The 24,341-nt window shown below is 50.3% G+C and carries 25 protein-coding genes; 15 read left to right on the top strand and 10 right to left on the bottom strand.

What is annotated here, in order from left to right; genetic code table 11:
- Nucleotides 1-242: 242 nt before the first annotated feature.
- Genes EBB_RS14495 through rimI form a run of 3 tightly spaced genes read left to right on the top strand, consistent with a single transcriptional unit; the run spans nucleotide 243 to nucleotide 3,166 of the window.
- The gene (locus EBB_RS14495) at nucleotides 243-1,787 is read left to right on the top strand and encodes a 2-isopropylmalate synthase (protein ID WP_192394488.1); all 1,545 of its coding nucleotides are present in this window, start codon (nucleotides 243-245) and stop codon (nucleotides 1,785-1,787) included.
- A 13-nt stretch (nucleotides 1,788-1,800) separates the two neighbouring features.
- On the top strand, nucleotides 1,801-2,607 hold the full coding sequence (locus EBB_RS14500) for a uracil-DNA glycosylase (protein ID WP_192394489.1): 807 nt from the start codon (nucleotides 1,801-1,803) through the stop codon (nucleotides 2,605-2,607).
- Between the two features lie 4 nt (nucleotides 2,608-2,611).
- Nucleotides 2,612-3,166: a ribosomal protein S18-alanine N-acetyltransferase gene (rimI, locus tag EBB_RS14505; protein ID WP_192394490.1), complete on the top strand. Its 555-nt coding sequence runs from the start codon at nucleotides 2,612-2,614 to the stop codon at nucleotides 3,164-3,166.
- 103 nt (nucleotides 3,167-3,269) lie between these two features.
- Here rimI and EBB_RS14510 read toward each other — a convergent pair whose 3' ends face one another.
- Complete coding sequence (locus EBB_RS14510) at nucleotides 3,270-3,437, bottom strand: hypothetical protein (RefSeq protein WP_192394491.1); 168 nt, start codon at nucleotides 3,435-3,437, stop codon at nucleotides 3,270-3,272.
- A 578-nt stretch (nucleotides 3,438-4,015) separates the two neighbouring features.
- On the opposite strand from EBB_RS14510, the gene EBB_RS26500 reads away from it, so the two are divergent.
- Nucleotides 4,016-4,144 (top strand): hypothetical protein, encoded by a 129-nt coding sequence (locus EBB_RS26500; protein WP_306790073.1) that lies wholly within the window; start codon nucleotides 4,016-4,018, stop codon nucleotides 4,142-4,144.
- A 597-nt stretch (nucleotides 4,145-4,741) separates the two neighbouring features.
- Here the strand turns inward: EBB_RS26500 and EBB_RS14515 are convergent.
- Together EBB_RS14515 and lnt are read right to left on the bottom strand one after the other, a co-directional pair.
- On the bottom strand, nucleotides 4,742-6,202 hold the full coding sequence (locus EBB_RS14515; protein ID WP_306790006.1) for an alkaline phosphatase: 1,461 nt from the start codon (nucleotides 6,200-6,202) through the stop codon (nucleotides 4,742-4,744).
- A 93-nt stretch (nucleotides 6,203-6,295) separates the two neighbouring features.
- Complete coding sequence (gene lnt / locus EBB_RS14520; protein ID WP_306790007.1) at nucleotides 6,296-7,852, bottom strand: apolipoprotein N-acyltransferase; 1,557 nt, start codon at nucleotides 7,850-7,852, stop codon at nucleotides 6,296-6,298.
- Nucleotides 7,853-7,954: 102 nt separating this feature from the next.
- Here lnt and EBB_RS14525 point away from each other — a divergent pair, with 102 nt between their 5' ends.
- Nucleotides 7,955-9,463 carry a cyclic-di-GMP receptor FimW-related protein gene (locus EBB_RS14525; protein WP_192394494.1) on the top strand — a complete coding sequence of 503 codons (1,509 nt, stop codon included), beginning with the start codon at nucleotides 7,955-7,957 and terminating at the stop codon, nucleotides 9,461-9,463.
- On the opposite strand, the gene EBB_RS14530 is transcribed toward EBB_RS14525, so the two are convergent.
- The 4 genes from EBB_RS14530 to EBB_RS14545 all read right to left on the bottom strand — a co-directional run bounded on the left by EBB_RS14530 (nucleotide 9,441) and on the right by EBB_RS14545 (nucleotide 13,170).
- Nucleotides 9,441-10,340, bottom strand: coding sequence for a 5'-nucleotidase (locus EBB_RS14530; protein ID WP_192394495.1), 900 nt, complete (start codon nucleotides 10,338-10,340; stop codon nucleotides 9,441-9,443). The two genes, EBB_RS14525 and EBB_RS14530, sit on opposite strands and share 23 nt — an antisense overlap.
- Before the next feature lie 2 nt (nucleotides 10,341-10,342).
- Entirely contained in the window at nucleotides 10,343-12,067 is a 1,725-nt protein-coding gene (locus EBB_RS14535) for an SPOR domain-containing protein (RefSeq protein WP_192394496.1), read from the bottom strand.
- A gap of 63 nt (nucleotides 12,068-12,130) precedes the next feature.
- On the bottom strand, nucleotides 12,131-12,862 hold the full coding sequence (locus tag EBB_RS14540) for a class I SAM-dependent methyltransferase (RefSeq protein WP_192394497.1): 732 nt from the start codon (nucleotides 12,860-12,862) through the stop codon (nucleotides 12,131-12,133).
- 2 nt (nucleotides 12,863-12,864) lie between these two features.
- Nucleotides 12,865-13,170 carry a DUF1244 domain-containing protein gene (locus tag EBB_RS14545; RefSeq protein WP_192394498.1) on the bottom strand — a complete coding sequence of 102 codons (306 nt, stop codon included), beginning with the start codon at nucleotides 13,168-13,170 and terminating at the stop codon, nucleotides 12,865-12,867.
- A 112-nt stretch (nucleotides 13,171-13,282) separates the two neighbouring features.
- On the opposite strand from EBB_RS14545, the gene EBB_RS14550 reads away from it, so the two are divergent.
- Genes EBB_RS14550 through EBB_RS14570 form a run of 5 tightly spaced genes read left to right on the top strand, consistent with a single transcriptional unit; the run spans nucleotide 13,283 to nucleotide 15,739 of the window.
- The gene (locus tag EBB_RS14550) at nucleotides 13,283-13,612 is read left to right on the top strand and encodes a hypothetical protein (protein WP_192394499.1); all 330 of its coding nucleotides are present in this window, start codon (nucleotides 13,283-13,285) and stop codon (nucleotides 13,610-13,612) included.
- Nucleotides 13,613-13,639: 27 nt separating this feature from the next.
- The gene (locus EBB_RS14555; protein WP_192394500.1) at nucleotides 13,640-14,182 is read left to right on the top strand and encodes a septation protein A; all 543 of its coding nucleotides are present in this window, start codon (nucleotides 13,640-13,642) and stop codon (nucleotides 14,180-14,182) included.
- Nucleotides 14,182-14,484 carry a YciI family protein gene (locus EBB_RS14560; RefSeq protein WP_192394501.1) on the top strand — a complete coding sequence of 101 codons (303 nt, stop codon included), beginning with the start codon at nucleotides 14,182-14,184 and terminating at the stop codon, nucleotides 14,482-14,484. Before EBB_RS14555 ends, EBB_RS14560 begins: the two co-directional genes overlap by 1 nt.
- The gene (locus EBB_RS14565; protein WP_192394502.1) at nucleotides 14,481-14,744 is read left to right on the top strand and encodes a BolA family protein; all 264 of its coding nucleotides are present in this window, start codon (nucleotides 14,481-14,483) and stop codon (nucleotides 14,742-14,744) included. Before EBB_RS14560 ends, EBB_RS14565 begins: the two co-directional genes overlap by 4 nt.
- Before the next feature lie 14 nt (nucleotides 14,745-14,758).
- Nucleotides 14,759-15,739, top strand: a complete 981-nt coding sequence (locus EBB_RS14570) for a peptidylprolyl isomerase (protein WP_192394503.1) — start codon at nucleotides 14,759-14,761, stop codon at nucleotides 15,737-15,739.
- Nucleotides 15,740-15,830: 91 nt separating this feature from the next.
- Here EBB_RS14570 and EBB_RS14575 read toward each other — a convergent pair whose 3' ends face one another.
- Nucleotides 15,831-16,034, bottom strand: a complete 204-nt coding sequence (locus EBB_RS14575; RefSeq protein WP_192394504.1) for a (2Fe-2S)-binding protein — start codon at nucleotides 16,032-16,034, stop codon at nucleotides 15,831-15,833.
- Between the two features lie 238 nt (nucleotides 16,035-16,272).
- On the opposite strand from EBB_RS14575, the gene EBB_RS14580 reads away from it, so the two are divergent.
- From EBB_RS14580 to EBB_RS14600, 5 genes are read left to right on the top strand one after another with little or no spacing between them, the layout of a single operon-like run.
- Nucleotides 16,273-16,749, top strand: a complete 477-nt coding sequence (locus EBB_RS14580) for a formate dehydrogenase subunit gamma (RefSeq protein WP_192395039.1) — start codon at nucleotides 16,273-16,275, stop codon at nucleotides 16,747-16,749.
- Nucleotides 16,749-18,290, top strand: coding sequence for a formate dehydrogenase beta subunit (locus EBB_RS14585; protein ID WP_192394505.1), 1,542 nt, complete (start codon nucleotides 16,749-16,751; stop codon nucleotides 18,288-18,290). The genes EBB_RS14580 and EBB_RS14585 overlap by 1 nt, the downstream gene beginning before the upstream one ends.
- Nucleotides 18,291-18,310: 20 nt before the next feature.
- Nucleotides 18,311-21,163 carry a formate dehydrogenase subunit alpha gene (gene fdhF, locus EBB_RS14590; protein WP_192394506.1) on the top strand — a complete coding sequence of 951 codons (2,853 nt, stop codon included), beginning with the start codon at nucleotides 18,311-18,313 and terminating at the stop codon, nucleotides 21,161-21,163.
- 14 nt (nucleotides 21,164-21,177) lie between these two features.
- Entirely contained in the window at nucleotides 21,178-22,017 is an 840-nt protein-coding gene (gene fdhD, locus EBB_RS14595; protein ID WP_192394507.1) for a formate dehydrogenase accessory sulfurtransferase FdhD, read from the top strand.
- A 27-nt stretch (nucleotides 22,018-22,044) separates the two neighbouring features.
- Nucleotides 22,045-22,233 carry a formate dehydrogenase subunit delta gene (locus tag EBB_RS14600; RefSeq protein WP_276308146.1) on the top strand — a complete coding sequence of 63 codons (189 nt, stop codon included), beginning with the start codon at nucleotides 22,045-22,047 and terminating at the stop codon, nucleotides 22,231-22,233.
- Between the two features lie 129 nt (nucleotides 22,234-22,362).
- Here the strand turns inward: EBB_RS14600 and EBB_RS14605 are convergent, their stop codons facing one another.
- A complete protein-coding gene (locus tag EBB_RS14605; protein ID WP_225587454.1) occupies nucleotides 22,363-23,691 on the bottom strand; it encodes a TolC family outer membrane protein in 1,329 nt (442 codons plus the stop codon).
- The gene (locus EBB_RS14610; protein ID WP_229427582.1) at nucleotides 23,688-24,335 is read right to left on the bottom strand and encodes a response regulator transcription factor; all 648 of its coding nucleotides are present in this window, start codon (nucleotides 24,333-24,335) and stop codon (nucleotides 23,688-23,690) included. Before EBB_RS14610 ends, EBB_RS14605 begins: the two co-directional genes overlap by 4 nt.
- Nucleotides 24,336-24,341 lie beyond the last annotated feature (6 nt).

Consider the following 24,341-nt stretch of genomic DNA (forward strand, 5'->3'; position numbering starts at 1 on the left):
GCTTACTGCCACAGCATCGCAAACTTGAGCCTCAGTCGGCAATCAAGTATAGTTTCTAACCATGAACAATCAGAAAAACGAATTTCATAGTTACTTAGTTTTCATGCCAGCCATTGGCAGACGGTTGTTCGGCCTGTCTTTAAGATTGCTGCCCTGAGGGGCGCACTCTATCCTCATTTAAACAATACAACCCTTTTCTGTTTCTCGGCCTTAGCGCCGAACATTTCATGAACGGAGTTCTCATGAAAGATAAATTAATTATATTCGACACCACTTTGCGCGATGGCGAGCAAAGCCCCGGCGCCTCGATGACCCGCGATGAAAAAGTCCGTATTGCCCGGGCACTGGAGCGGATGAAAGTTGATGTGATCGAAGCAGGGTTCCCTGCCGCCAGCCAAGGCGATTTCGAAGCGGTGCAAGCAGTGGCGGATGCGATCAAAGACAGCACAGTTTGCGGTTTGGCGCGGGCGCTGGACAAAGACATCGACAGAGCCGGCGACGCCTTGAAAGGCGCGAACAGCTCGCGCATCCATACCTTTATCGCGACTTCACCGATCCATATGCAAAAGAAGTTGAATATGCAGCCGGATCAGGTAATCGAATACGCGGTTCGGGCGGTAAAGCGCGCTCGCCAGTATACCGATAACGTCGAATTCTCCCCGGAAGATGCCGGCCGTTCGGAAGAAGATTTCTTGTGCCGTATCCTCGAAGCGGTAATCGATGCCGGAGCGACGACACTTAATATCCCGGATACGGTCGGCTATAGCATGCCCCAGCAGTTCGGCGCGACTATCGCCAATTTGATCAAACGCATACCCAATTCGGACAAGGCGATCTTCTCGGTACATTGCCATAACGATTTGGGCTTGGCGGTTGCCAATTCCTTGTCCGCGGTAATGAACGGCGCTCGGCAGGTGGAATGCACCATTAACGGTTTGGGCGAACGCGCCGGCAATGCTTCTTTGGAAGAAGTGGTGATGGCGGTACGTACGCGGCAAGACTTCTTTACTTGCGATACCGGCTTGGACGCGCGCGAGATAGTCACTTGCTCAAAGCTCGTGTCATCCATTACCGGCTTTCCGGTGCAACCTAACAAGGCCATCGTCGGCGCGAACGCCTTTGCCCACGAATCCGGCATTCATCAAGACGGCGTATTGAAAAACCGCGAGACTTACGAAATCATGCGAGCCGAAGATGTAGGCTGGACCACCAACCGAATGGTGCTCGGCAAACATTCCGGCCGCAACGCCTTCAAAACCCGCATGGCGGAGCTGGGTGTGGACTTTGCCGGCGAAGCCGATTTGAACGATGCGTTTTTTCGCTTCAAACAATTGGCCGACAAAAAGCACGATATTTTCGACGAAGACTTACAAGCCTTAATTTCCGAGCAAGGCTTCGAAGCGGAAGACGAACATATCAAATTGGTGGCGTTAAAAGTCTGTTCCGAAACCGGTGAAGTCCCTAACGCGACCGTGACGATACGCGTCGACGGCAAGGAGGTCACCGGCAGCGGGCAAGGCGGCGGCGCAGTGGACGCCAGCTTGAAGGCCATAGAAAGCCTGGTAAAAACCGGCGCGACTTTGGCGCTGTACTCTGTTAACAACATCACTACCGGCACGGATGCTCAAGGTGAAGTAACAGTCAGACTGGAAAATGCCGGCCGTATCGTTAATGGCTCCGGAGCCGACACTGACATCGTTATCGCCTCGGCCAAGGCTTACATTAACGCGGTTAACAAACTGCAAACGCCCGACCAACGTCAGCATCCGCAAAAAGGCGATGTCTGATTTTTGAGCCGATATGGATAAAACGACCCGTTTGCAGTATTTGGAGGCGATGGGCATTGACGTCTGGGCACCCAGGCGTCTATCCATCGCTGTTCCGCAAGCGGCCGTTCATTCTCAAAGTCCAATCGAAAACGTAGTATCGGCTGCCTCTGTTACAGCCCACGAAGTTGAGCCTTCCGAGCAAACGGCATCAAGCGTCATCGAAACCGTTGATATCGAACTTCCGCGACGTTCTGCTTCGTCGCCATCATCACACGCCAACGATCAAATATGGAGAGACCTGCAACACGAGGTTTCTTTGTGCCAAGCCTGCTCGCTCTGTCAAACCCGCACCCAAACCGTATTCGGTGTCGGTAATAAACAAGCAAGCTGGATGTTGATTGGTGAAGCGCCTGGGCAGAATGAAGATTTACAAGGCGAACCGTTCGTCGGCAAAGCCGGTCAGTTGTTAACCGAAATGTTGCGGGCAATAGGTTTAAAGCGGGAAGAAGCCTATATAGCCAATATATTGAAGTGCCGGCCGCCGAATAACCGTGATCCGCAAGCCGAAGAAGTCGCCGCCTGCAATCGCTTTCTACAGCAGCAAATCGAATTGATACAACCGAAGATAATTTTGGCGGTAGGCAGGATTGCCGCACAAAGCTTGCTTACCACCCAACAACCTCTGGCAAAATTACGCGGCGTTCAGCACCAATTAAATGATATTCCGCTGATTGTCATTCACCACCCGGCTTACCTATTGCGCTCGTTACTGGAAAAGGCTAAAGCCTGGAGCGACTTGCAGTTTGCTTTGTCGGTCTATCAAAAACTAGAAAAATAAAACCATGTGGAAACTGTTACACAAACTGAAAGATGCAGTGATTTACGATGCGGACCGCGAGTTTTACGCTAAGGTGTTTCCCGATTCGGTAGATAGCAAAGACTTAATGCGGATGCGTAAAATGGATCACGCCGATTTAACCAGCGTCTTGAAGATAGAAGAGTTAAATTACGAATTTCCTTGGTCGGAAGGGATATTTAAAGATTGTTTCCGCACCATGACTTACACCAGTTGGGTTTGCGAGGCGCCAGATGACAACATCGTAGGTTACTGCATCATCAATGTAGCTGCTGGCGAAGCCCACATTATGAACATCAGCGTCAATCCTGTCTTTCAACGCCAGGGAGCCGGCCGCAAAATGTTGGAACACTTAATCGAATACGCCCGGCCTCGCGCTGAAAAAATATTCCTCGAGGCGCGCCCCAGCAATCCTGGGGCCATCAATTTGTATCGAAAAACTGGTTTTCGCGAAATCGGCACCCGTAGGAATTATTATCCTGCAAAAAACGGTCGCGAGGACGCAATTATGTTTGAGTTGGATCTGGTGCCCATGCTCTAGCCGGGTTATATAGTTTCACTGTCGGCCTAAATTATCCCGCCAACAGTATTCCTTAGAATCGGTAACTGACCCGATAAGGGCCGTACATCGGGCGTTTACCAAGTTATACAACCGGATATTTTCTCAATCTATTTTGCAATTGCTGAGTCTCTTGCTTCAACCAATTTGCTGTTTGGACTCTTAGGTCAATTTCGTAAAGATATATTGGGTTTGCTTGAAAACCAGCATTACGGGTTTTAAGCGAGTTGGATTTACCGAATTTAGTTTTCATCGTAATTCCTTAATCTGAAGCTTGTCTATAGAGGCAAAATACTTATTCAATCCCCACAAGCAATTGAATTCGTTAGCTTACAAACACGGCTCAGAAGAGTAACCAGTCGTACCGGAATGTATGCCGCTAACATTTGGCAAAAGATACGAAGCAAATAACGCACCATTTCCTGAACAAGGAATGAGCTTCGCCTCTTCGAACGATCTGCGTAGATAAGACTATTTTTTGTCAGCGCAGTATTGCCATAAGTGACAGACACCTGACATTTTTGGTCAGTAACGGAAAAGATCGCTTATCTTTGTCGCATACCTTGATGCGCCAATGCCAAAGGCTAATCTGCTGGGCTGATGAACAGATTGTTTGGTTGCACAAGCGTAGGGACACCACCAAGCTATGGCAGTTCAAATGAATAGATTTGTAAAATTTAATTGACTTTAAGAAAGTGAACCAAGAGTTTGTTTTGGATGATTTTGTCCCATTTTTCGGAAGCACGCCATCTACGAGAGCGGCCAAAACGCTGTTGAGTTTTAGCAAAAAGCTGGCAGAATCGAGTCAGCCGATAGCTTTTGGGAGGTCTTATGAAAATACTTGCACTGCTGATACTCGCCGGACTTACTTATGGTCTTGCGTTATTCATACTTGGAATAATCAAAGAATTGGCGGAATTCGCCATTGAGGCATGGTGTGACGTTGAGATCGGAAGATAATTTTATTTAATTCAGTCAGACGGACATACTTAGGTTTCAAAAACGCATTAAATTGTCAACTAGACAAGCAGAGCCGGGAGCAATATCCGGCTTTTTTGTGGCCGTAGTTTTCTCGTACACGTATCTAAACTATAAATACGGGTAATCTTAAAGGCGGCGTGGTTTTTATTGGCACGCTATTTGGGACAAACGCCGCCTGTCGGGCGGTCGATTTAGTTAACAGTCTCCCGCATTCCATACAGATAAAACTCCCGGTTGGCGACCCGTAGGCAAATTCCATCGTCAAGGTAGAGTGGTCGCAATAATTGCCGTCGGTATGGTTAGCTATTGGTATCGCTTTTATATTGTCCATAATTTTTTCCTTATAACCGTCTAAGCTAGATTTGTGTGTCGTTACTTTAATCAGGCTTCCTTAAATCTAGATTATGTGTGAATTAAGATTGCATTATTAGTGGCCCAAGCAAATCCGGCCACGCGCTAATTTGCCATGAATTTCTAAATTTGCCGGTATAGTTTGACTCGTACGCTTAATACAAGTACACGGTCTTAATGCCTTATCTGTGCGCTGAAAATCCTGTCCTCATGATTGGCGAGATTTTACCGACCGGCTTTAAACCTCAACGCATGCGCCATCACTTGATAGATGTAACTTTGCTCTTGTACTCCATGAAATAAATGCGCCTTGGGACCGAACGCGAAAATGGCCACATCTTCGGCGCCGTGCGTTTCGCTGCCTAGCGGGACGGCGGCTTCCTGCAGAAAATCGGGATGCGAGGTATCTACAACGCTTAGATCCGGGCGGCCGTTTTGGCCTCGATAGCCCGGCCCATTGGCATATCCCAGCGTCGCGTATGGCAGACCGTTGCTGTCTTTGGCAAAACCGTTCTCGCCGGTTTGTTTGACCAAGCCCATAATAGGATTGCCGCGCTGTGGATAGCCGACGATAGTAAAGGTATGGCTATGGTCGGCGGTAACGATGATTAACGTATCCTGAGGATTGGTTTTTTCCAGCGCCTTGCGTACCGCATTGGATAGCTCGATTGTTTCTGTCAAGGCTCTATAGGCATTACCGGCGTGATGGGCATGATCGATACGGCCCGCCTCCACCATCAGCACATAGCCTTTTTTATTTTTCGACAATATATCTATGGCTTTTTCGGTCATCTCGGTCAAAGACGGCTCCCCACCCTTATCGCCAAGCCGATCATGCTCATATTCCATATGCGAACGCTCGAAGAGTCCCAGCAAATGCTCGGTTTGCTTAGAGTCTATCGCGTCGAAGCCGGCTTTGTTATAGACATAGGCGGCTTTCGGATATTGGGTTAACCAACGCAGGGTCAAATCAACACCGTCTTTGCGGCTACCAAACTTATCACTATCTTCCGGATCCGGCGTCGTTTCGGGCAAAAACATGTTGCGCCCGCCACCCAACACCACTTCCAGGCCATTGCCGTATTCGAAATCCAGTAATTGTTTAGCAATATCGCGCACGGTGGCGCCCGCGGGAACTTGCGTATCTGACTCCCAATCGCGTTCAGAGGTGTGGGCGTAACAAGCAGCCGGCGTGGCATGTGTAACTCGGGCAGTAGAGACCACGCCAGTCGATAGGCCTTTTTCCTCGGCTTGCTCCAGCAAGGTTTTCACCTTGTAGGTATTGATAACCTCTGCACTTTTTTCCTGGCGAGCCACCTGCATGCCTACCGACAATTCGCCATCATTGGTTTTCACACCGGTAATAATGGCCGACATGGTCGGCGCTGAATCGGCGGTTTGTTGATTGGCGCTATAAGTTTTCGATAGCGCCACATAAGGCGCGGTTTCGAAACTCAATGAATTCTCCTCACCGCCACGATTACCCGGTTTGCGCTGCCCTTCCAAAATGCGCGCGGCGGTAATGGTCGAGATGCCCATACCATCACCAACGAATAGAATCACGTTTTTGGCGAATCCTTGATTGGCTTTAAGTTGCTCAGCCGCCTTGATGCGGTTTTGCCCAGATTCCAACCAGAACGCCGGCGTTTCCCAAACCGGTTCAGCCAGGGATGTTCCGACCGCCAAGATCAGTGTGCTTATCAGAATTACGGATTTACAGTGCTTGGGGATCATAAGTGCTTTTGATGAGGGATGTTTTCTAAATCAAGCGCCACATTTCTAAACGGCTTCAACGCCTTGCTTAGAAATACTGACACCGAACCGGCGATGCCGGACATATGTCACCAGCAGCAATACCGCCAACACCCCGAAAAAGCCTTTGTCACCCAAGATGACGTAAGGCGTAAGACCACGCATCGGCACTATATAGTCGGTTAAAGTAGTGGTGCTAAACAAAGGCGCTTGCTTACGTAACACGCCATCCGGACCAACAAAACCGGTCACACCGGTATTAGTCGCTCTCACCAAGTAGCGGCCGGTTTCCAGCGCCCGCATTTGCGCCATTTGCATGTGTTGATGCGGCTGCGAGGAATCGCCGAACCAAGCGTCGTTAGTCATATTGACGATATAAGCTGCATCCGCAACTTGCCTGGCAACCAATTCACCGAAGGCATCTTCATAACAGATAGTAGTGACAAACGCATGACCGCCCGCCGTCAACAACGTTTGCCGGTCGCCACCGGCCGCGAAATCGCCCAGCGGTATTTGCAATTTATCCAATACCCAGCCCGATAAAGGCTGAAGCGGCAGATATTCGCCAAACGGCAGTAAGTGATTTTTGTGATACAGGGCTTGTTTGTCGCCTAAGGTCATAACGCTGTTGTAATACTCTTTGCCCTGCCCACTGCTGGGTAGCCCAACCACCAAGTCAACCCCATGCGCTTGCGCGGCAGTTTGTAGCGGATCGATGTAGAACTCTTTGACTTGCGACAGAAAGGCCGGAATCGAGGTTTCCGGCCAGATGATTACATCAGAATCCCAATGCTGTTCGGTAAGTTCCTGATATAGCCTGAGTGTGTTGAGTTTCTGATTTTTCTGCCACTTCTGATCCTGGCCAATATTGCCTTGCACCAAGGTGACCTTGATCGGCGCGCCTGTGGCTTGAGTCCACGCCACCGTTTGCAAATAGCCACCGCCAGCCCAAATTACCTCTAAAACCAGCAGCCCCGGCAAAGGCGGTAATTTGCCGCGCAATAACTCGACTAAGGAAAAAGCCGATGCAGCCAACAAAAACCCGACCCCATAAACTCCGGCCAGTGGGGCGTAACCGGCCAACGGCGTAGATAATTGACTGTAAGCAATTTGCAGCCAGGGAAAACCGTTCAACAACCAATAACCGCGAAAGTACTCGACGGCTACCCACGCAATAGCGGCAGCCATGATACGTAGCCAGACCCCGGAACAGATTGAGGCTTTGGCAATAAACCAGCCGGTTAAGGCCGGAAATAAAGCCCAAACCGCTACCAGCAAAGCCGTCAGCGCAATCGAGCTATACGGGTCGCCGCCGCCGAAATCATGAATACTGATATACGTCCACCAAATCCCCGAACCGAACAAGCCCAAACCGAACAAATAACCAGTAAGAGCAGCCCTGTTCGGCGCCTGCCGCTGCCAAACCCAGTAAATAAAAGCTAACGCGCCGATTGCGGCGTAAGCATAATCGTATGGCGCAAAGGCCATGGTGAGCAATGCTCCAAAAACGGGTGCGGCAAGTTCCCATTTACAATTCAATATTCGCTTCATTACTCTGCTGTGGTTATTCGATGGAATCGGCATTTTATGCAGCTGCCGGGGTTTCGTAAAATTGGCAGCTGCCTATAGCCGTCAATCTGAACTAAACTGAGCTTATGTTTTCAACACAACTTAACTCGCAAGTACATGACCGATAACGCATCACTGCCTTTTGAGCTGTCAACGGAGTCCCTAGGCGCATGGATTAATTCATTAAGCGCGCTGCCGGCGGCGAACGCTGCAAATCAGTTGAATCTGGTCCTTAAACAACTGACTCGCAGTAACGGCACAGCCGCAAACGTGTTGCCGATACTCGTAAACTTAACCCCGCTGACATTGCATTTATCCAATGGCTTGACCAACGCGGCGCGTTCCGAAACCGATATAGCCACCAACACCAAAGCGCTGAAAATTGCGAAACTAGCCATCCAGCTACTCAGACATTTGAGCCTGGCTTTTTGCCGCACGGTCGAGACCAAACAACTCGATACATCGCTGACCCAACAAGCGATATTTTATGCCTTGCAGCTCGTGGGGTATTGTCTGCGCAGCACGGCGCTGTTTTACGAAATGCCGTCCACAACCTTGTGGAAAAAGAGCGGTCTGCTTTACACCATAGCCGGCGAACTGCAACTGTTAAAAAAACCGGTCTCGTCCAAACCTCAGGAATTCAAGTTACAAAGCACCATTGAAGCAGTCATAAAACGCAATGTATTGTTTGCACTCAGCAAACCCAACCAATACTCAACAACTGAAATCAGTCAATTATTTCAGTTGGCCAATCGGCATCAGGATCGCCTGGAGATCAGCAAAACTCCCAATCCGGATTGCGGTTTTATTTGGAATCTGGGCAGCGAACCAAGCCCGATACCGCGTACTAACAGCACATTGCCGCGCGGCTCGGTATACATCAACTGCCTAGGCCTCGGCCATGCCTTGCAACTTGGCGAAATCGAGACCGAACTGAATTCAAATATGCAAACCAAACTGGCCTTGCACTTGACGGGATACAGCAATATTTTCGCATCGGTGGCGATCGGCCCGCCGATGCCGGCACACTTACTCGAGGGCTTCGTTGCGGTCAGCGCCCATCTACAAGGTGAAGAAAAATTATCGAAAATCATGAACCTGAGCTCGCAGTTATCGCGAGGCAGATCTCTGGCCCGCGATATGTCTCTAGTGCCGTTGGAACATGAAAAAAGTTTCTACAAACCGCTCAATGCCAGCATTATCAGCTTCCCCGAACACGGCACTAATCTGAGTCTGTTACGCAACGTCAGCAAGCAATTCCTGGTGGCGGAAAGCCCCGCACCCAATTGCTCAACCGGCGATATTGGCTTACTTTGCCGGGAGCAGCAACCCGCCAAACTGGTAATAGTTCGCCAGCAAACTCTCTATGAAGATGTGACGCTAATTTTGCTGGAACCCATTATCGGCAACATTACCATCCACGACATCGAAAACGCCGGTGACAGCAACAGCCAAAAAGCGATAGTCATCGGAATGGAAACCGCTCAACCTGAAGTGTTATTAGCCAACGGCAAATACACCGTAGGCAGTAAAATCAAACTATTGTACGGCAACACCTTGTATTTGAAAGCTTGTGTGGAAAGCACCCCCTGGTTAGTGCGCTTCAAGGCCGGTGTTGATTTGTGACACCATGCGGGACGTGGGCTGCTGCGATTTGATGGGACTCCGCGGAATCGCAATGGCCTTTTTGATCATCGAAGAAAATATCAGCCCCAAACGCTTTTAAAAACGCCCCCTTGGGCATACCGCCTAAAAACAAGGCTTCATCTATCCTGATTCCCCAAGCCCGCAAGGTTCTAACGACCCGCTCGTGAGCAGGCGCCGCCCGTGCGGTGACCAGTGCGGTGCGAATCGGCGACAAATCTTGATCGAAATGGGTTTGGATCCGGTGCAAAGCAGTTAAAAACTCTTTCAAGGGCCCGTCGGATAAAGGCTTATGGGCTTCGTTACGCTCGTTGGCGGCAAAAGCGGCCAAACCGTGTTGTTGATAAATCCGCTCGGATTCGTCGGAAAACAACACCGCGTCACCATCAAACGCAATCCGCAATTGCGGAGACGGATTGGCTACCGCGCCGGAGACGATGGTCGCGGCGGCATAGCCGGCAGCCAACGCTTTTCTGACATCCTCGCCATTGGCGGATAGAAACAAATGCGCGCCGAACGCCGGGATATATTCGTAAGGCGAGACGCCGCTGGTAAACGCCGCGCGACTAATCGCCAAGTCGTAATGATTAATCGAATTGAAGATGCGCAAACCGGTATCCGCGCTATTTTGCGACAACAGGATAATCTCCACCAGTGGCGCTCCGGGAAAAGCTTTGTTGATATCCAGAAATTTCTTCACCAAGGAAAAGCCGAAACCCGGCGACAGAATTTCGTTTTCGTGCTCAACCTGATAACGGCAAAAGGCTTCCTTGCCCTGGGTTTCGAAAATCGCATGCGATTCATCCAGATTGAATAAGGCCCTGGACGATACTGCAACTACCAGTTTCTGATTATCCATGGTTATTCTTTATTGCGAGTAACCCAAACCGAATCGAGATTAAGGGTTTTCTTGATTTTCGCCGCGTAAGCCGCCGCTTCGTACTGGGTTTTAAAACCATCCACAAATAAGCGATACCAGTTTTCGCCCTTGGATTCGGTTTTGACTACCTTGGCCGGCACACCCTTGCCCGCGAACTCTTGGGCTTTGCTCTTGGCGTACCAATCCTGTTTAAACGCAATTAAATTGACCGCCCAATTTTCCTCGACCGGTTCCGGCTTTTTCTTTTCCGGCTTAGAGGCCGGCGCGGCAGCTTGCGCTCGACCTTTTTCCAAGGCGCTAACCTTGTTTTGCAAGGCTTCTATGGTTGCGCCGATTTGCATGATCTGGCTGCTGATTTCCGTAGAAGGCTTGGCCTGATCGCCGTTGGCTTTTGCCGCACCCGGATCAGTATGCCCAGCCTTACTTAATTCCGCGATCTGAGTTGCCATCACACCATTGCTGACCGTCAATTCATCCAACTGTTTGCGCAACATTTCCTTGTCCGCGGCATCGCTGGTAGGCGCAGCATTCACTTGTTCCTGCAATTTCCCGATAATAGTCACCAACTCGCCGACTTGCGACTTGGCAATCATGCCTTGAATGCCTAACCCAGTGCCAATCAGCAGCGCCGCCGCCGCTATGCCATTCGCCACATAGGCAGCTACCGGCTTTTTCGCCGCCAAGGCCTCCAATGCCCGCTTGGTTTTCTTTTGTTCGGTCTGCACGCTTTCCAGACTATCCAGACAACCCAGCAGCTCATTTTTACCCGCCGCCTCGGTTAGATCGTGGCGAATCTGCTGCTGATGCTTCTTAAGGTCGACGATATTCCGATTCAAAGCAGCAATTTCGCTACTATGATCGATGACTTGTACCGGCGGCACCGGGTTTGCTTGAACTTGCTCGACCGCAAGGGCAATCGGCGCTGTTTCCGCCTCGTTACTCTGGACAACGACTAATTCTTCCTCGCTGTCTTGCTCACTGACCGCTGCCGCCAATATCGAATCCAAATCTGGCTCCGTTTCCGGCGCGCTTGGTTGGACGCTGTTATCGGGTTCTTCCAAATCGGCGAACTCGTCGACAATTGGCGTTGCCGCTGGTGCATATTCGTCATCAGCCGAAATATCGAAATCCGCAATTAGAAAATCGGCATTACCGCCTGCTAAGTCAGCGTCATCGGAAAACTCGTCTATTTCGGCCATATTTTCCAGGTCGTCCACCGTGGTGTCCGGCAAACCCACCACGGCCACCGGAGCATCCTCCGCAAAATCATCGATTTGACCGACTCGCTCTAACTCTGCGACTTCTTCAAACACATCATCAACCGACAATTCTAAAGGGGCCTGCTGATTTTCGACATCGACGATGTCGGCAAGCTCGTCGTCAACTACTTGCTGCTCGAGTCGGGGATTAATACCTAAATCAACCTCCAAATCGTCGCCAAACTCATCAATATCATCTGCTAAACTCGATGCAACCTTGGGTTCATTCGCACTCAGCAATTCATCGATATCCGCAAACTCGTCGATTTCCTGTTGTGCTTCTGGCTCGAATGTCTCGTCGCCCACCAGCAAACGGTCAATCGCTTCGTCATCATCTATCGTGCCAACCTGTTGTTCGGAGGGATCACCAATATTGAGCATGGCATCCAGATCGTCGGCAAACGCATCCAAGGTTTTTTTATTTTTACTAGCAGTCGATTCAGCCATGTTTTTTCTCGTTTAAGCTGCACATAGTTCAGCAAATCCTGATTCGCAGAGCAGCACAAAATATCATTTAAGCGCAGTGACCAAGGCATTGACCTCCATGCGTTGCTGCAATTCGATGTCCCGAAAACCCACCTCAGCCATCTGCGCCAACGCGACGGATTCGCGCATCACGTGATTTTCCGACTCGTCGTTAAACAGATGGACTATCCAATGTTCGAGTAAATCCAACCGGTTGATATCGGTCAACACCTTAAAGTAGCCGCCGACTTCTCGCTGTATGCTGCGGGTATGCGCGCTAATATCATCCAAGGCATAACGGTCGCCATTGACGAATTTTCCACCCGGCTTTAATACCCGATATATTTCTGCCAACACTTGCCGCCGGTAATCGCTATGGAAATTATGCAAAGTGTATGCCGACGCCAAAATATCGACGCTGTCACTCGCTAATCCCTGCAACGCCGTCAGCGCATCCTCACCGGAAAAACGCAATCTGCCTGCGGCAACCCAGTCCCGCAAACTCTGTTTCGCCTGGTTTTGCATGGTGGGTTCGTTATCGTTACTCAATATATTTAGGTTATCCGCAGCAGACAGGATCGCCAGGGTGGTGATACCCGTGCCGCCCCCGAGCTCAACCACTGTCTGCGGGGTGCCCTGCTTCTCACAGTAGGTGCCAACAATTTCACCGACTAAGCGACTCATTTCCGTCGCAAATGGGCAGATCAAATTTAACATTTGATATTCTTGGCCAATCACGCTGGAGAACATCGCATCGAAGCGTTTTTCGACTGTCATGATCAAGATTGTGCTTTCAATTTTTGTTTTGCGTCATACGCTGCCAGTTGCTCAGGAGTGGCCTCGCGTTGATATTTGTCTTTCCATTCGCTGTAGGGCATACCGTAGACAATCTCGCGCGCTTGCTCGTAATTGATGTCAATTTCGCGCTCGGCTGCCGCAGCTGCATACCATTTAGCCAGGCAATTCCGGCAGAAATCGGCGAGCACCATCAGTTCGATATTTTGCACTTCGGTATGCTGTTGCAAATGGGCCAGCAATTGTCTGAAAGCAGCAGCTTCCAGCTCGACGTTATTGGACTGAATCATGAAATCCTCCTTTAAAACCGGCATTTTAGCAGCAAAGCCGTTAGGCTCATGTACAATTGCAGCCAAAGATTCTACAATGAACTAATTGATACTTGGGCTCTAATCGCGCTTTGTGAACACAATACACAGTTCATCCTTGGCTTTTTATCCGGTCGGCTACAACCAGCCGAGAGCCGTACGGCCCGATAATAATCTTGAACAAAAACAGAAGCCTAATAGCGACGAGACCGGGATACCTCGGCAGAGTCCTGATTTACCTAAAACCTCGTCAACCGCTCAAATCAAGGCCGCTTTGGCGGACAACGGGTTGACGGTAAGCAATAACGACCAGCCAAGTAATTCGCGCACCTTGAAAGCATTGAACGCCTACACAGAAAACCGCAATCAACCCGCTCAAAACCGGGTTGCCGAGATGATTTCCGGTATCGATCTTTACGTCTAACCTCCCTCCCATCTTTCAACGTCAATCATGAAACCGCTTTTAGAGTTTTTCCCAATCGTTCTATTTTTTGTCGCTTATAAACTGTACGACATTTACATTGCCACTGCCGTCGTAATCGCCGCCACAGTTGTGCAGGTCATCAGCTATTGGCTGCTATATCGAAAAGTGGAAACCATGCGGTGGATTACGCTGGGACTGATTTTGGTCATGGGTGGTGCGACGCTTTATTTACAAGACGAACAGTTTATTAAATGGAAATTGACCATTATTGAGTGGCTATTCGGCGGTGCATTTTTAGTCAGCCAATTCGTTGGCAAAAAGACTTTCATAGAACGCATGATGGGCGCAAACCTGGAATTGCCTGATCGCATCTGGAAACGCCTTAACATGAGCTGGTCCATGTTTTTTATCGGAGTCGGCTGTTTAAATTTGTACGTAATGGCGAACTACAGCACCGACGACTGGGTCAGTTTTAAAACTTTCGGTGTTCCCGGCCTGATGCTTATTTTTATTGCCGTACAAATAGTGTTCTTGTATAAGTTTATTCCCGCACCAGAGGCTAAAGAATAATGTTATATGCCATCATGGCCGAAGATGTCGTGGGCAGCCTGAGTAATCGCTTGGCCGCCCGTCCCCAGCATCTGCAACGATTAACCGTATTACAAAACCAAGGCCGCTTGGTATTGGCGGGACCGCATCCTGCGATAGATAGTGAAAACCCCGGCGATGCCGGATTTAGCGGCAGCCTGATTGTTGCCGAGTTTGCCAGTCAGCAGGATGCTCAAGACTGGGCCGATGCCGATCCTTATATCTCCGCGGGCGTGTATGCTCGTGTTACCGTTAAACCATTCAAACAAGTATTTCCCCAATGACAGCCGACCATATCAGACAGAAGCTGGAAGAAGCTTTTAAGCCAGAATTAATCGAAATCATCGACCATAGCGCCGCGCACGCCGGTCACGCCGGCAACAAAGGCGGCGGTCATTTCCATGTCACTCTCATATCCACTCAATTTGAAGGTAAATCACTGGTGCAAAGACATCAGATGGTTTATCAAGCTTTGGGCGACATGATGAAGGATGAAATCCATGCCCTGGGCATTAACGCCTTAACCCCCTCTGAAAACAGCTAAAGGAAATTCTTAAGATGAAACTGAAACTTATTCCCCTGATACTAGCCAGTAGCGTATTGTTACCCGGTTGCTTCGAAGAAAAAGCCAAGGAAGCTGCCGCACCAGCAGCACCGACTGTCAGCAAAGAGGACGCGGTTGCTTCGGTTAACGGCACCTATATCAGCAAGAAAACTTTGGAAACCTTGGAAAAAGAAATTGCAGAACGCAGCCAAGGCCAAACATTCCCAAAAGAACAGCTATTGGAAGAACTGATTCAACGCGAATTGCTGATTCAACAAGCAGTGCAAAAACAACTGGATAAATCGCCGGAAGTAATCGAACGCATGGCAACCGTGAGAAACTCCTTGCTGTCGCAAGCAGCGTTACAAGATTACCTGAAAGCCAACCCGGTCACCGACGAAGAAATCAAAGCGGAATATGACTCGAAAATGGCTAATATGGGCAGCGAATACAAAGCACGTCACATTTTGGTTAAAACCGAAGACGAAGCAAAAAAGCTGATCGCGGAACTCGAAAAAGGTGGCGATTTTACCGCGCTGGCTAAAAAGCACTCTATTGATCCGATGGGCTCCGAAGGTGGCGATTTAGGTTGGTTTACCGCCGACCGTATGGTCCCGCCATTCTCTGAAGCAGTAGTTGCACTGGAGAACGGCAAATTCAGCAAAACACCGGTTCAAACCCAATTTGGCTGGCACGTGATTCTGCGCGAAGAGTCCAGAGCTTTGACACCACCACCATTTGATTCAGTCAAAGAACAAATTCGTCCAATGTTACAGCGCCAAAAAGCGCAAGCCATGATCGAAAACTTGCGTAAAAACGCCAAAGTTGAAGTCTTGCTGCCGCCGACACCGCCAAAGCAAGAAGAGGCTCAACCAGCAGCGCCAGCTGATCAGGCTGCACCAGCACCTGCTGCGGAGGTCACTCCGGCCGAACCAGCCAGCGCCGCGCCAAACCCAGACGTAAAACCCACCGAACCTGCGGCTACAGCTAAATAACGCATACAAAACAGGGCGGTCCAACCGCCCTGTCTTTTTGCAGCATAAGTCTTAATTTCTTATATTGCTATAAGGTCGGATAACTAAATAACTATGCCGCTTGGACTTGAGCTTGGGCGTGCATCTTCCGATTCTGCGTATTTTCATCCAGCAAAGCTTTAATACTGGCTGTGCATTTTCCACATACACCGCCTGCACCCGTGCACTGCATCAGCTGCCTGCGATTACATACACCTTGACTAATTGCCTGCGTAACCTGCCTATCGGTGACCGCTTTACACACACATACGTACATAACACCCTCTCTTAAATCATATGCACATTAATGATAACAATTATCATTTAAAAGTAAAGCATCCACCATCACATTTTTTCCACTCGAACTTCCCAAACTAATCAGAGTCCGAAGATGCAATTACCTTGCTTTGCTTAGGAAATACGCGGGATTGAGGCACGAACCCGAATTGCAAATCCAGGTTTGTTCATGATTAAATAGGACGATAACCTTTTCGTCATTTATTACAGAGCCAATGATGCAAGACTATCAAACCCAAAAACCCACCGTCTTGGAAATACTGGACACTCATCAAGCGATGCCGGGTAATCTGCTGCCCATTCTGCATGGTATTCAGGACACGCTGGGCTACATCCCGCCGGCCGCCGTAGTAGACATTGCCAAATCGCTCAATCTTTCCCAAGCGGAAGTCCACGGGGTTATTAGTTTTTATCATTACTTCCGGGAGACACCGCCCGGAGATCACACGATAAGGATTTGCCGGGCCGAATCATGCCAAGCCATGAACGGTAAAGCATTGGAAGCCCATGCTAAACAACAGCTTGGCATCGATTTTCACGAAACAACAGCCGACGGAATTTTTTCATTGGAACCTGTTTATTGTTTGGGTAACTGCGCTTGTTCGCCATCAATCACGATAGACGACGAGGTGATTGGTCGCGTCACAACTGAAAAATTTGATCGCTTGCTAGCCACTTATAAAGGTGCCAAATAATGACACGCGTATTCATTTCCCGTGATTCCACCGCACTGTCCCTGGGTGCTGAACAAGTTGCCACGGCCTTGGAACAACAAGCTGCCAGCAAAGGCCTATCAGCCGAAATCGTCCGCAATGGCTCTCGCGGATTGTTTTGGCTGGAACCCCTAGTGGAAGTCGAAACCAGCCAAGGCAGAGTTGCCTATGGCCCTGTACAAGTAGAAGATGTGGCATCTTTACTCGACGCAGGCCTACTGGATGGCAAGCAAAATCCGCTTTATTTAGGCAACATTGAAGAAATAGCTTATTTCAAAAATCAAAATCGTCTTACCTTCGCCCGTGTCGGCTTAACAGACCCGGTCAACATCGAAGACTATTTGGCTCACGATGGGTACCGTGGCCTGAAAAACGCGCTGGCTTTGCAAGCCACCGAGATCGTCAAGCAGGTCACTGACTCGGGCCTGCGTGGTCGTGGCGGCGCCGCGTTTCCGACAGGCATAAAATGGAACACGGTGTTAAACGCCCCTGCGGACCAAAAATACATTGTCTGTAACGCTGACGAAGGCGACTCCGGCACATTCTCCGACAGGATGATCATGGAAGGCGACCCCTTCGTTTTGATCGAAGGCATGACAATCGCTGGCCTCGCCGTTGGAGCTACTCAAGGTTATATCTATCTGCGCGTCGAATACCCACACGCCAAGATCGCCCTTAATCAAGCCATCGAAGCGGCGTACAAAAACGGTTATTTGGGCGAAAACATCCAAAACAGCGGTAAAACCTTCCACCTGGAAGTACGAAGCGGCGCCGGTGCCTATATTTGCGGCGAAGAAACCTCCTTATTGGAAAGCTTGGAAGGTAAACGCGGATTGGTCCGTTTTAAGCCGCCACTTCCCGCTATCGTTGGCCTGTTCGGCAAACCCACCATCGTCAACAATGTCATTTCGTTGGCCTCGATTCCGGTGATCCTGGACAAAGGCGGCGAATATTATAAAAACTACGGCATGGGGCGTTCACGCGGCACCCTGCCTCTACAACTTGCTGGAAATATCAAGCACCCCGGTCTGTTTGAGGTCGCTTTCGGCATGACACTGCGTGAACTGCTTTACGACTACGGCGGCGGCTCCGCTAGCGGTCGACCGATACGCGCGGTGCAGGTCGGCGGCCCATTGGGCGCTTACTTACATGAAGGCCAATTCGATACCCCGCTCGATTATGAAGCCTTCGCGGCCATATCGGCGGTATTGGGCCATGGCGGCATCGTCGTGCATGACGACACCGTCAATATGGCGGATATGGCGCGCTACGCGATGGAATTTTGCGTGGAAGAATCCTGCGGCAAATGCACACCTTGCCGGATCGGATCGACACGCGGCGTCGAAGTGATAGACCGCATCGTCGACGGTGCGCAAAAGGAGAAAAACACCGTGTTGTTGCGCGACTTGTGTGACACCATGACTTACGGATCTTTGTGTGCGATGGGCGGCATGACACCTTTCCCGGTGTTGAGCGCGCTGAATCATTTCCCTGAAGACTTTGGCCTCACCGCCAAAGCCTGATCGATTACCAGGAGATAAATATGTCTGCCAATAACGAAATAGATTACGGAACTCCCGCGAGTTCGTCTGCAAATCAAGTCACTCTGGAAATCGACGGCCATAAGGTCACTGTCAACGCCGGCAGTTCCGTGATGCGCGCCGCCGCCGAAGCGGGGATCAGCATCCCCAAACTCTGCGCGACCGATAGCCTCGATCCGTTCGGCTCTTGTCGGATGTGCCTGGTACAAGTCGAAGGCGCGCGCGGCTATCCTGCTTCCTGCACTACCCCGGTCGCGGACGGCATGAAGGTCTGTACCCAGAACGATAAGTTGGCCAGCATCAGACGCGGCATTGCCGAGCTGTATATCTCTGATCATCCTTTGGACTGTTTAACCTGCGCCGCCAACGGCGATTGCGAATTGCAGGATACCGTCGGCCAGGTCGGCTTGCGTGAAGTGCGTTACGGTTTCGATGGCGAGAATCATCTGGATTCCGAAAAAGACACCAGCAATCCGTATTTCAGCTTTGATCCGTCGAAATGTATCGTTTGCTCGCGTTGCGTGCGCGCTTGCGAAGAAGTGCAGGGCACTTTCGCCCTAACTATCGACGGCCGCGGCTTCGACTCCAAAGTCTCTCCTGGACAAAATCAGCCGTTCATGGAATCTGAATGCGTATCCTGCGGCGCCTGCGTACAAGCTTGCCCGACCGCAACGTTAATGGAAAAATCGGTAATCGATAGTGGGGTACCGGAACACAGCACCATCACCACCTGCGCTTACTGCGGAGTCGGTTGCTCATTCAAAGCCGAAATGAAAGGCGAACAACTGGTGCGCATGGTGCCGGACAAAAACGGCCAAGCCAATCATGGACACTCTTGCGTCAAAGGCCGTTTCGCGTTCGGTTATGCCACGCACAAAGACCGCATCACTACTCCTATGGTCCGGGAAAACATTGCCGATCCGTGGCGCGAAGTAAGCTGGGAAGAAGCGATCAGTTTTGCCGCCAACAAATTGAAAGGTATTCAAGCCAAATACGGCAAAGACTCAATCGGTGGCATTACCTCATCGCGCTGCACCAACGAAGAAACCTATCTGGTGCAAAAATTAATCCGCGCCGGCTTCGGTAACAACAATGTCGATACCTGCGCCCGCGTTTGCCATTCGCCGACCGGCTATGGCTTGAAAAGCACCTTCGGTGAATCATCCGGCACCCAAACCTTTGACTCGGTCATGCAGTCCGATGTGATTATGGTCATCGGCGCAAACCCGACTGACGGCCATCCGGTGTTCGGTTCAATGATGAAACGCCGCTTACGCCAAGGCGCGAAACTGATCGTAGTTGATCCGCGCAGTATCGATTTGGTGAGCAATAGCCCGCATGTGAAAGCCGACTACCATCTTAAACTGCGCCCCGGCACCAATGTTGCGGTTGTCACCGCATTGGCTCACGTCATCGTCACCGAAGGCTTGGCGGATGAGAAATTCGCGCTGGAGCGTTGTGATGTTGAATCGTTCACTAAATGGAAAACCTTTGTTGCCCTGCCCCAACATTCACCTGAAGCCGTCGCCGAATTAACCGGCGTACCCGCCGAAACCATGCGTGCAGCGGCTCGCTTGTACGCAACGGGCGGCAATGGCGCGATTTATTACGGCTTGGGTGTGACCGAACATAGCCAAGGCTCAACAACCGTCATCGGTATCGCTAATCTGGCAATGGCCACCGGCAATATTGGCCGCGATGGAGTTGGTGTAAATCCGTTACGCGGACAAAACAATGTCCAAGGCTCTTGCGATATGGGTTCGTTCCCGCACGAGTTCGTCGGCTACCGCCATGTTTCCGACTCGCAAACTCGCGTTCAGTTTGAATCCGCCTGGAACGTGGCGCTGTCCTCAGAACCCGGCTTACGTATCCCGAATATGTTTGCCGCCGCTATCGACGGCAGTTTCAAAGGCTTGTACGTACAAGGCGAAGACATCGCTCAATCCGACCCTGACATCACCCATGTACATCACGCACTGCGTGAATTGGAATGTTTGGTCGTACAAGACATTTTCCTGAACGAAACCGCTAAATTTGCTCACGTATTTTTACCAGGCTCATCGTTCCTGGAAAAGAACGGCACCTTCACCAATGCTGAGCGCCGGATCTCGCCGGTTCGTAAAGTGATGACCCCGCTGGGTGGCAAGGAAGACTGGGAAGTGACCCAGGATTTGTCGAATGCATTGGGTTATCCAATGAATTACAGCCATCCTTCGGAAATCATGGACGAAATCGCGGCGCTGACGCCACAATTTGCCGGCGTCAGTTACGAAAAAATCGACGAAATGGGCAGCATTCAGTGGCCTTGCAATGAAGAAACACCGGATGGCACGCCTATCATGCACGCCGAACAGTTCGTGCGCGGCAAAGGTCGTTTCATGCTCACCGAATACGTTGCAACCGAAGAGCGTACCAGCAGCAAATATCCGTTGATCCTGACAACCGGTCGGATCTTGTCTCAGTACAACGTCGGCGCCCAAACGCGCCGCACGGAAAACGTCGCCTGGCACGAGGAAGACCGCCTGGAATTGCATCCGCACGATGCTGAAGTACTGGGTATTAGCGATGGCGACTGGTGCGGCGTGAAAAGCCGTTCCGGAGAAACCGTGTTGCGCGCCTTGATTACTGATCGCATGCAACCCGGCGTGGTTTACACCACGTTCCATTTCCCGCATTCAGGCGCTAACGTCATCACCACTGATAACTCGGACTGGGCAACCAACTGTCCGGAATACAAAGTCACCGCTGTACATGTCGCCAAAGTGGCACAAACTTCGGCATGGCAACAGGAATACCAAGACTTTTCCGACAATCAGTTGGCTCTACTGGAAAACCGCATCGCGGTCAACGAGTAAGCAGCAACCGCCTTATGGATGCAGTCTCAAGCGAACTAGGCTGGACCAGCTATCGAACCGGTACGTTCGATAGCTGGCGCGGCCCAGTTCACACCGCGAAAGAGGATTATGTCGCTGAAGAAGTGCCCGTGGTGTTGGTGTACAACACCATTCCGCACGTGGTGATGCTGACGACCCCCCTCAATCTGGAAGATTTTGCCTTGGGTTTCAGCCTGACCGAAGAGATCATCGGGCATACCTCGGAATTGCAAGCGATACGCGTCGTACAACGTTCCAAAGGTGTGGAAGTTAGGATGACGATCCCTGAAGAACGCTTTGAGAAGCTGCACGGCAAGGGAAAAAACATGACCGGCCGAACCGGTTGCGGTTTATGCGGAGCTACCACGCTGGAGCAAGCCATTCGGCGGCCACATCATGTGGGTCAAGGTTTAGCGCTGAACGCAGGACTATTAAGCAGCGGTTTTGCCGATATGGCGCAAAAACAATCTCTGAATTTATTGACCGGTGCGGTCCATGCGGCAGCTTGGCTGCACCCGGAACGCGGCATCGTTACAGTGAGGGAAGATGTCGGCCGTCATAATGCGCTGGATAAACTAATAGGCTCATTGGCCAAGGCCAACTGCGATTTTGAAAAGGGCTGGCTACTAGTGACCAGTCGCGCCAGTTACGAAATGGTACAAAAAGCAGCTAGCGTCGGCATCACCTTACTGGCCGCCATCTCGGCACCTACCGCGTTAGCAATTCAATTGGCGGAAGAATGCGGACTGACCCTGGTTGGCTTCGCCCGCCACGAAAATCACATGATCTACACTCACCCTCATCGTTTACAACATTACCAAGAATCAGCCGCATAAAACATGGATAACCATAACCTCATTAAAATGGCCAACAACATTGGCGCTTTTTTCAAATCCGAACCCGACCGGGAATTGGCCATTAAGGGCGTTGAACAACATATCCGCAACTTTTGGGAACCGCGCATGCGTAAAGCCATTGTCGAATATGTGCAACAAGGTGGTAAAGAGTTGATGGAGATAGTGTCGGAAGCTGTATTGCGTATTGCCAAATAATCTCTAGTTGGCTTGACACTCAGCTGCAAACTACTGAAATAAACGTTCAAGCTAAAATCTCAGCTTTCCCCAAATAGATCCTATTTGGGGAAGTCTAGTCGCAAGTCCTTTTCTTAACGCGCGAACAGTTTAATCGGCGGAGCTAAGGGGCTGAACCTCTGCAGGCAAAGTCGTACCCAAATATTTATTCAGCTGGCCTTTGCTCGCTAAAATTCGAAATTGCGAAAACAGCTCATCGTATTTGGCGTTGATATACGAACTTTTGGCGATATAGGCCTCGTTGAAGGTATCCAACAAGTCCAATAAGGTCCGTTGACCGATATTGAATTGCTGCTGATAAGCGCTGATGGTTTTTTCGCTGGAATCGACGTGTTGCTTAAAAAACTCCAGCTGGCTTTTCACGGTTTGATGAGCGACCCAAGACAAACGCATGCTTTCAACCACCTGCCTGTGGGTATTATCACGAATATCCTTGGCCTGATTGATTAACTGCGCGGTTTGCTCACGGCGGGCTACGTCCTTACCCCCGTTAAAAATGTTATAGCGCATGCGTAACATTGCCGTCATATCGGAGTTGGTGCCGCGGATGCCGTCCAGGTTGTAGTTATGACTGACGCCGGTCTCAATATCAAAACGCGGAAAATAAGGCGCCATAGCCGTAGCATGTTGCGCAAATGCCGAATCGATATCCGAATTGGCCGATTTCAGAATCGGATGGTCGGCCAACGCTTCCTCTATAGCTTGATCCAGCGACTGAGGCAATGCAGTTTCAGGGGATTGAATCGGCTGAATCCCTTCCGGCAGTATGCCGATGACCCGCAAGAAACTGGTCTCGGCATCTTTCAAATTACCGATTTCGGACAACACGTTCTTTTCCGCCAAGGCTACCCGGCCCATTGACTGATCGACGTCCGCCCGTTTACCCACGCCGCGTTCGCTACGCAGTTTGATTTGATCGTTGGTACCTTGATGGCGTTGCAAATTTTCCTTAGCCAGATTCAACAACTCCTGACGCCGCAACACTTTAATATAAGCTTCAACACCGTCAAGCGCGGTAATTTCCGAACGGCCAAATACGGTGTAGGCTCTTGAATCGGTGCGAGCTTCTTGCCTTTCCACTTCATTCGGAGTAGCTAGACCATCAAACAACATTTGTCTGGCCAGAATCGCCCCTTCCTCCCTATGATAAAAAACCGATCCGTCACCGCGGCCGCGGGTGGTAGGGTTATTCGATTCTTCCCAGCCGATGCCGGCTGTGACATCGACAGTTGGAAAATAACCGGCTTTGGCTTGGCCGATTTCCTCTTCAACCGCGCGGCGCTCTGATTTGGCAGCTTGAACTTGGGGATTTTCATCCAACACTTTCTGAATAGATTCTTGCAAACTCAACGCCTGACTGCTTGATACACAGGCCAAATGCATGACTATTCCTAAACTCAAACTCCTGCTGACTCTCATAACATTCCTCTCTGATATTGATCGATTTCTTTTAACAATAGAGCTAATCTCAATCGGTCGTCGACATTCAATTTCCTAAAAATCGACGATAAATGTGCTTTTACAGTCCGCTCGGAAATATTCATCGCAAAAGCAATACGCTTATTACTTTCGCCCTGCCGTATCATGTCCGCCACTTCCACTTCGCGCGCGGATAAACTAGCCAGTTGCTTTAGCTTTAATTCGGTATCGACGGTACTAGGCGTGAGTTGTGTGCGCCTGGTGCTGGTCAACACCCCAATGACCTTGGGCACCAAAGCTCGACGAATCCAAATATCGCCCGCCAAAATACAAGCTACCGCACGAGTTAAAAGCTCCGACGCTTCGGATTGTTCGCAATAGCCGGCGGCACCGTTAATCAGCACCTCGATCTGCTTATGTTCCGGCCAATCGCAGCCCATCACCAGGAACCGGACTTTTTTGTTGGCAAAAACCGTTAACAAACTGGCATCGTCATCCAGTTTTTTTGCATCGAAAATCACTGCATCGGCCGTATATTCGCTGCGGATACTGTGCAGCATACTAACGTTATATTCCGCGATCAGCGCATGAGTCCACTGCGCCGTCAGCTGAGGATTATTGGAATAAATCAGTATGTTAGCCACAAATGT

It is taken from the genome of Methylomonas fluvii (assembly GCF_014850975.1).
Classification (GTDB): domain Bacteria; phylum Pseudomonadota; class Gammaproteobacteria; order Methylococcales; family Methylomonadaceae; genus Methylomonas; species Methylomonas fluvii.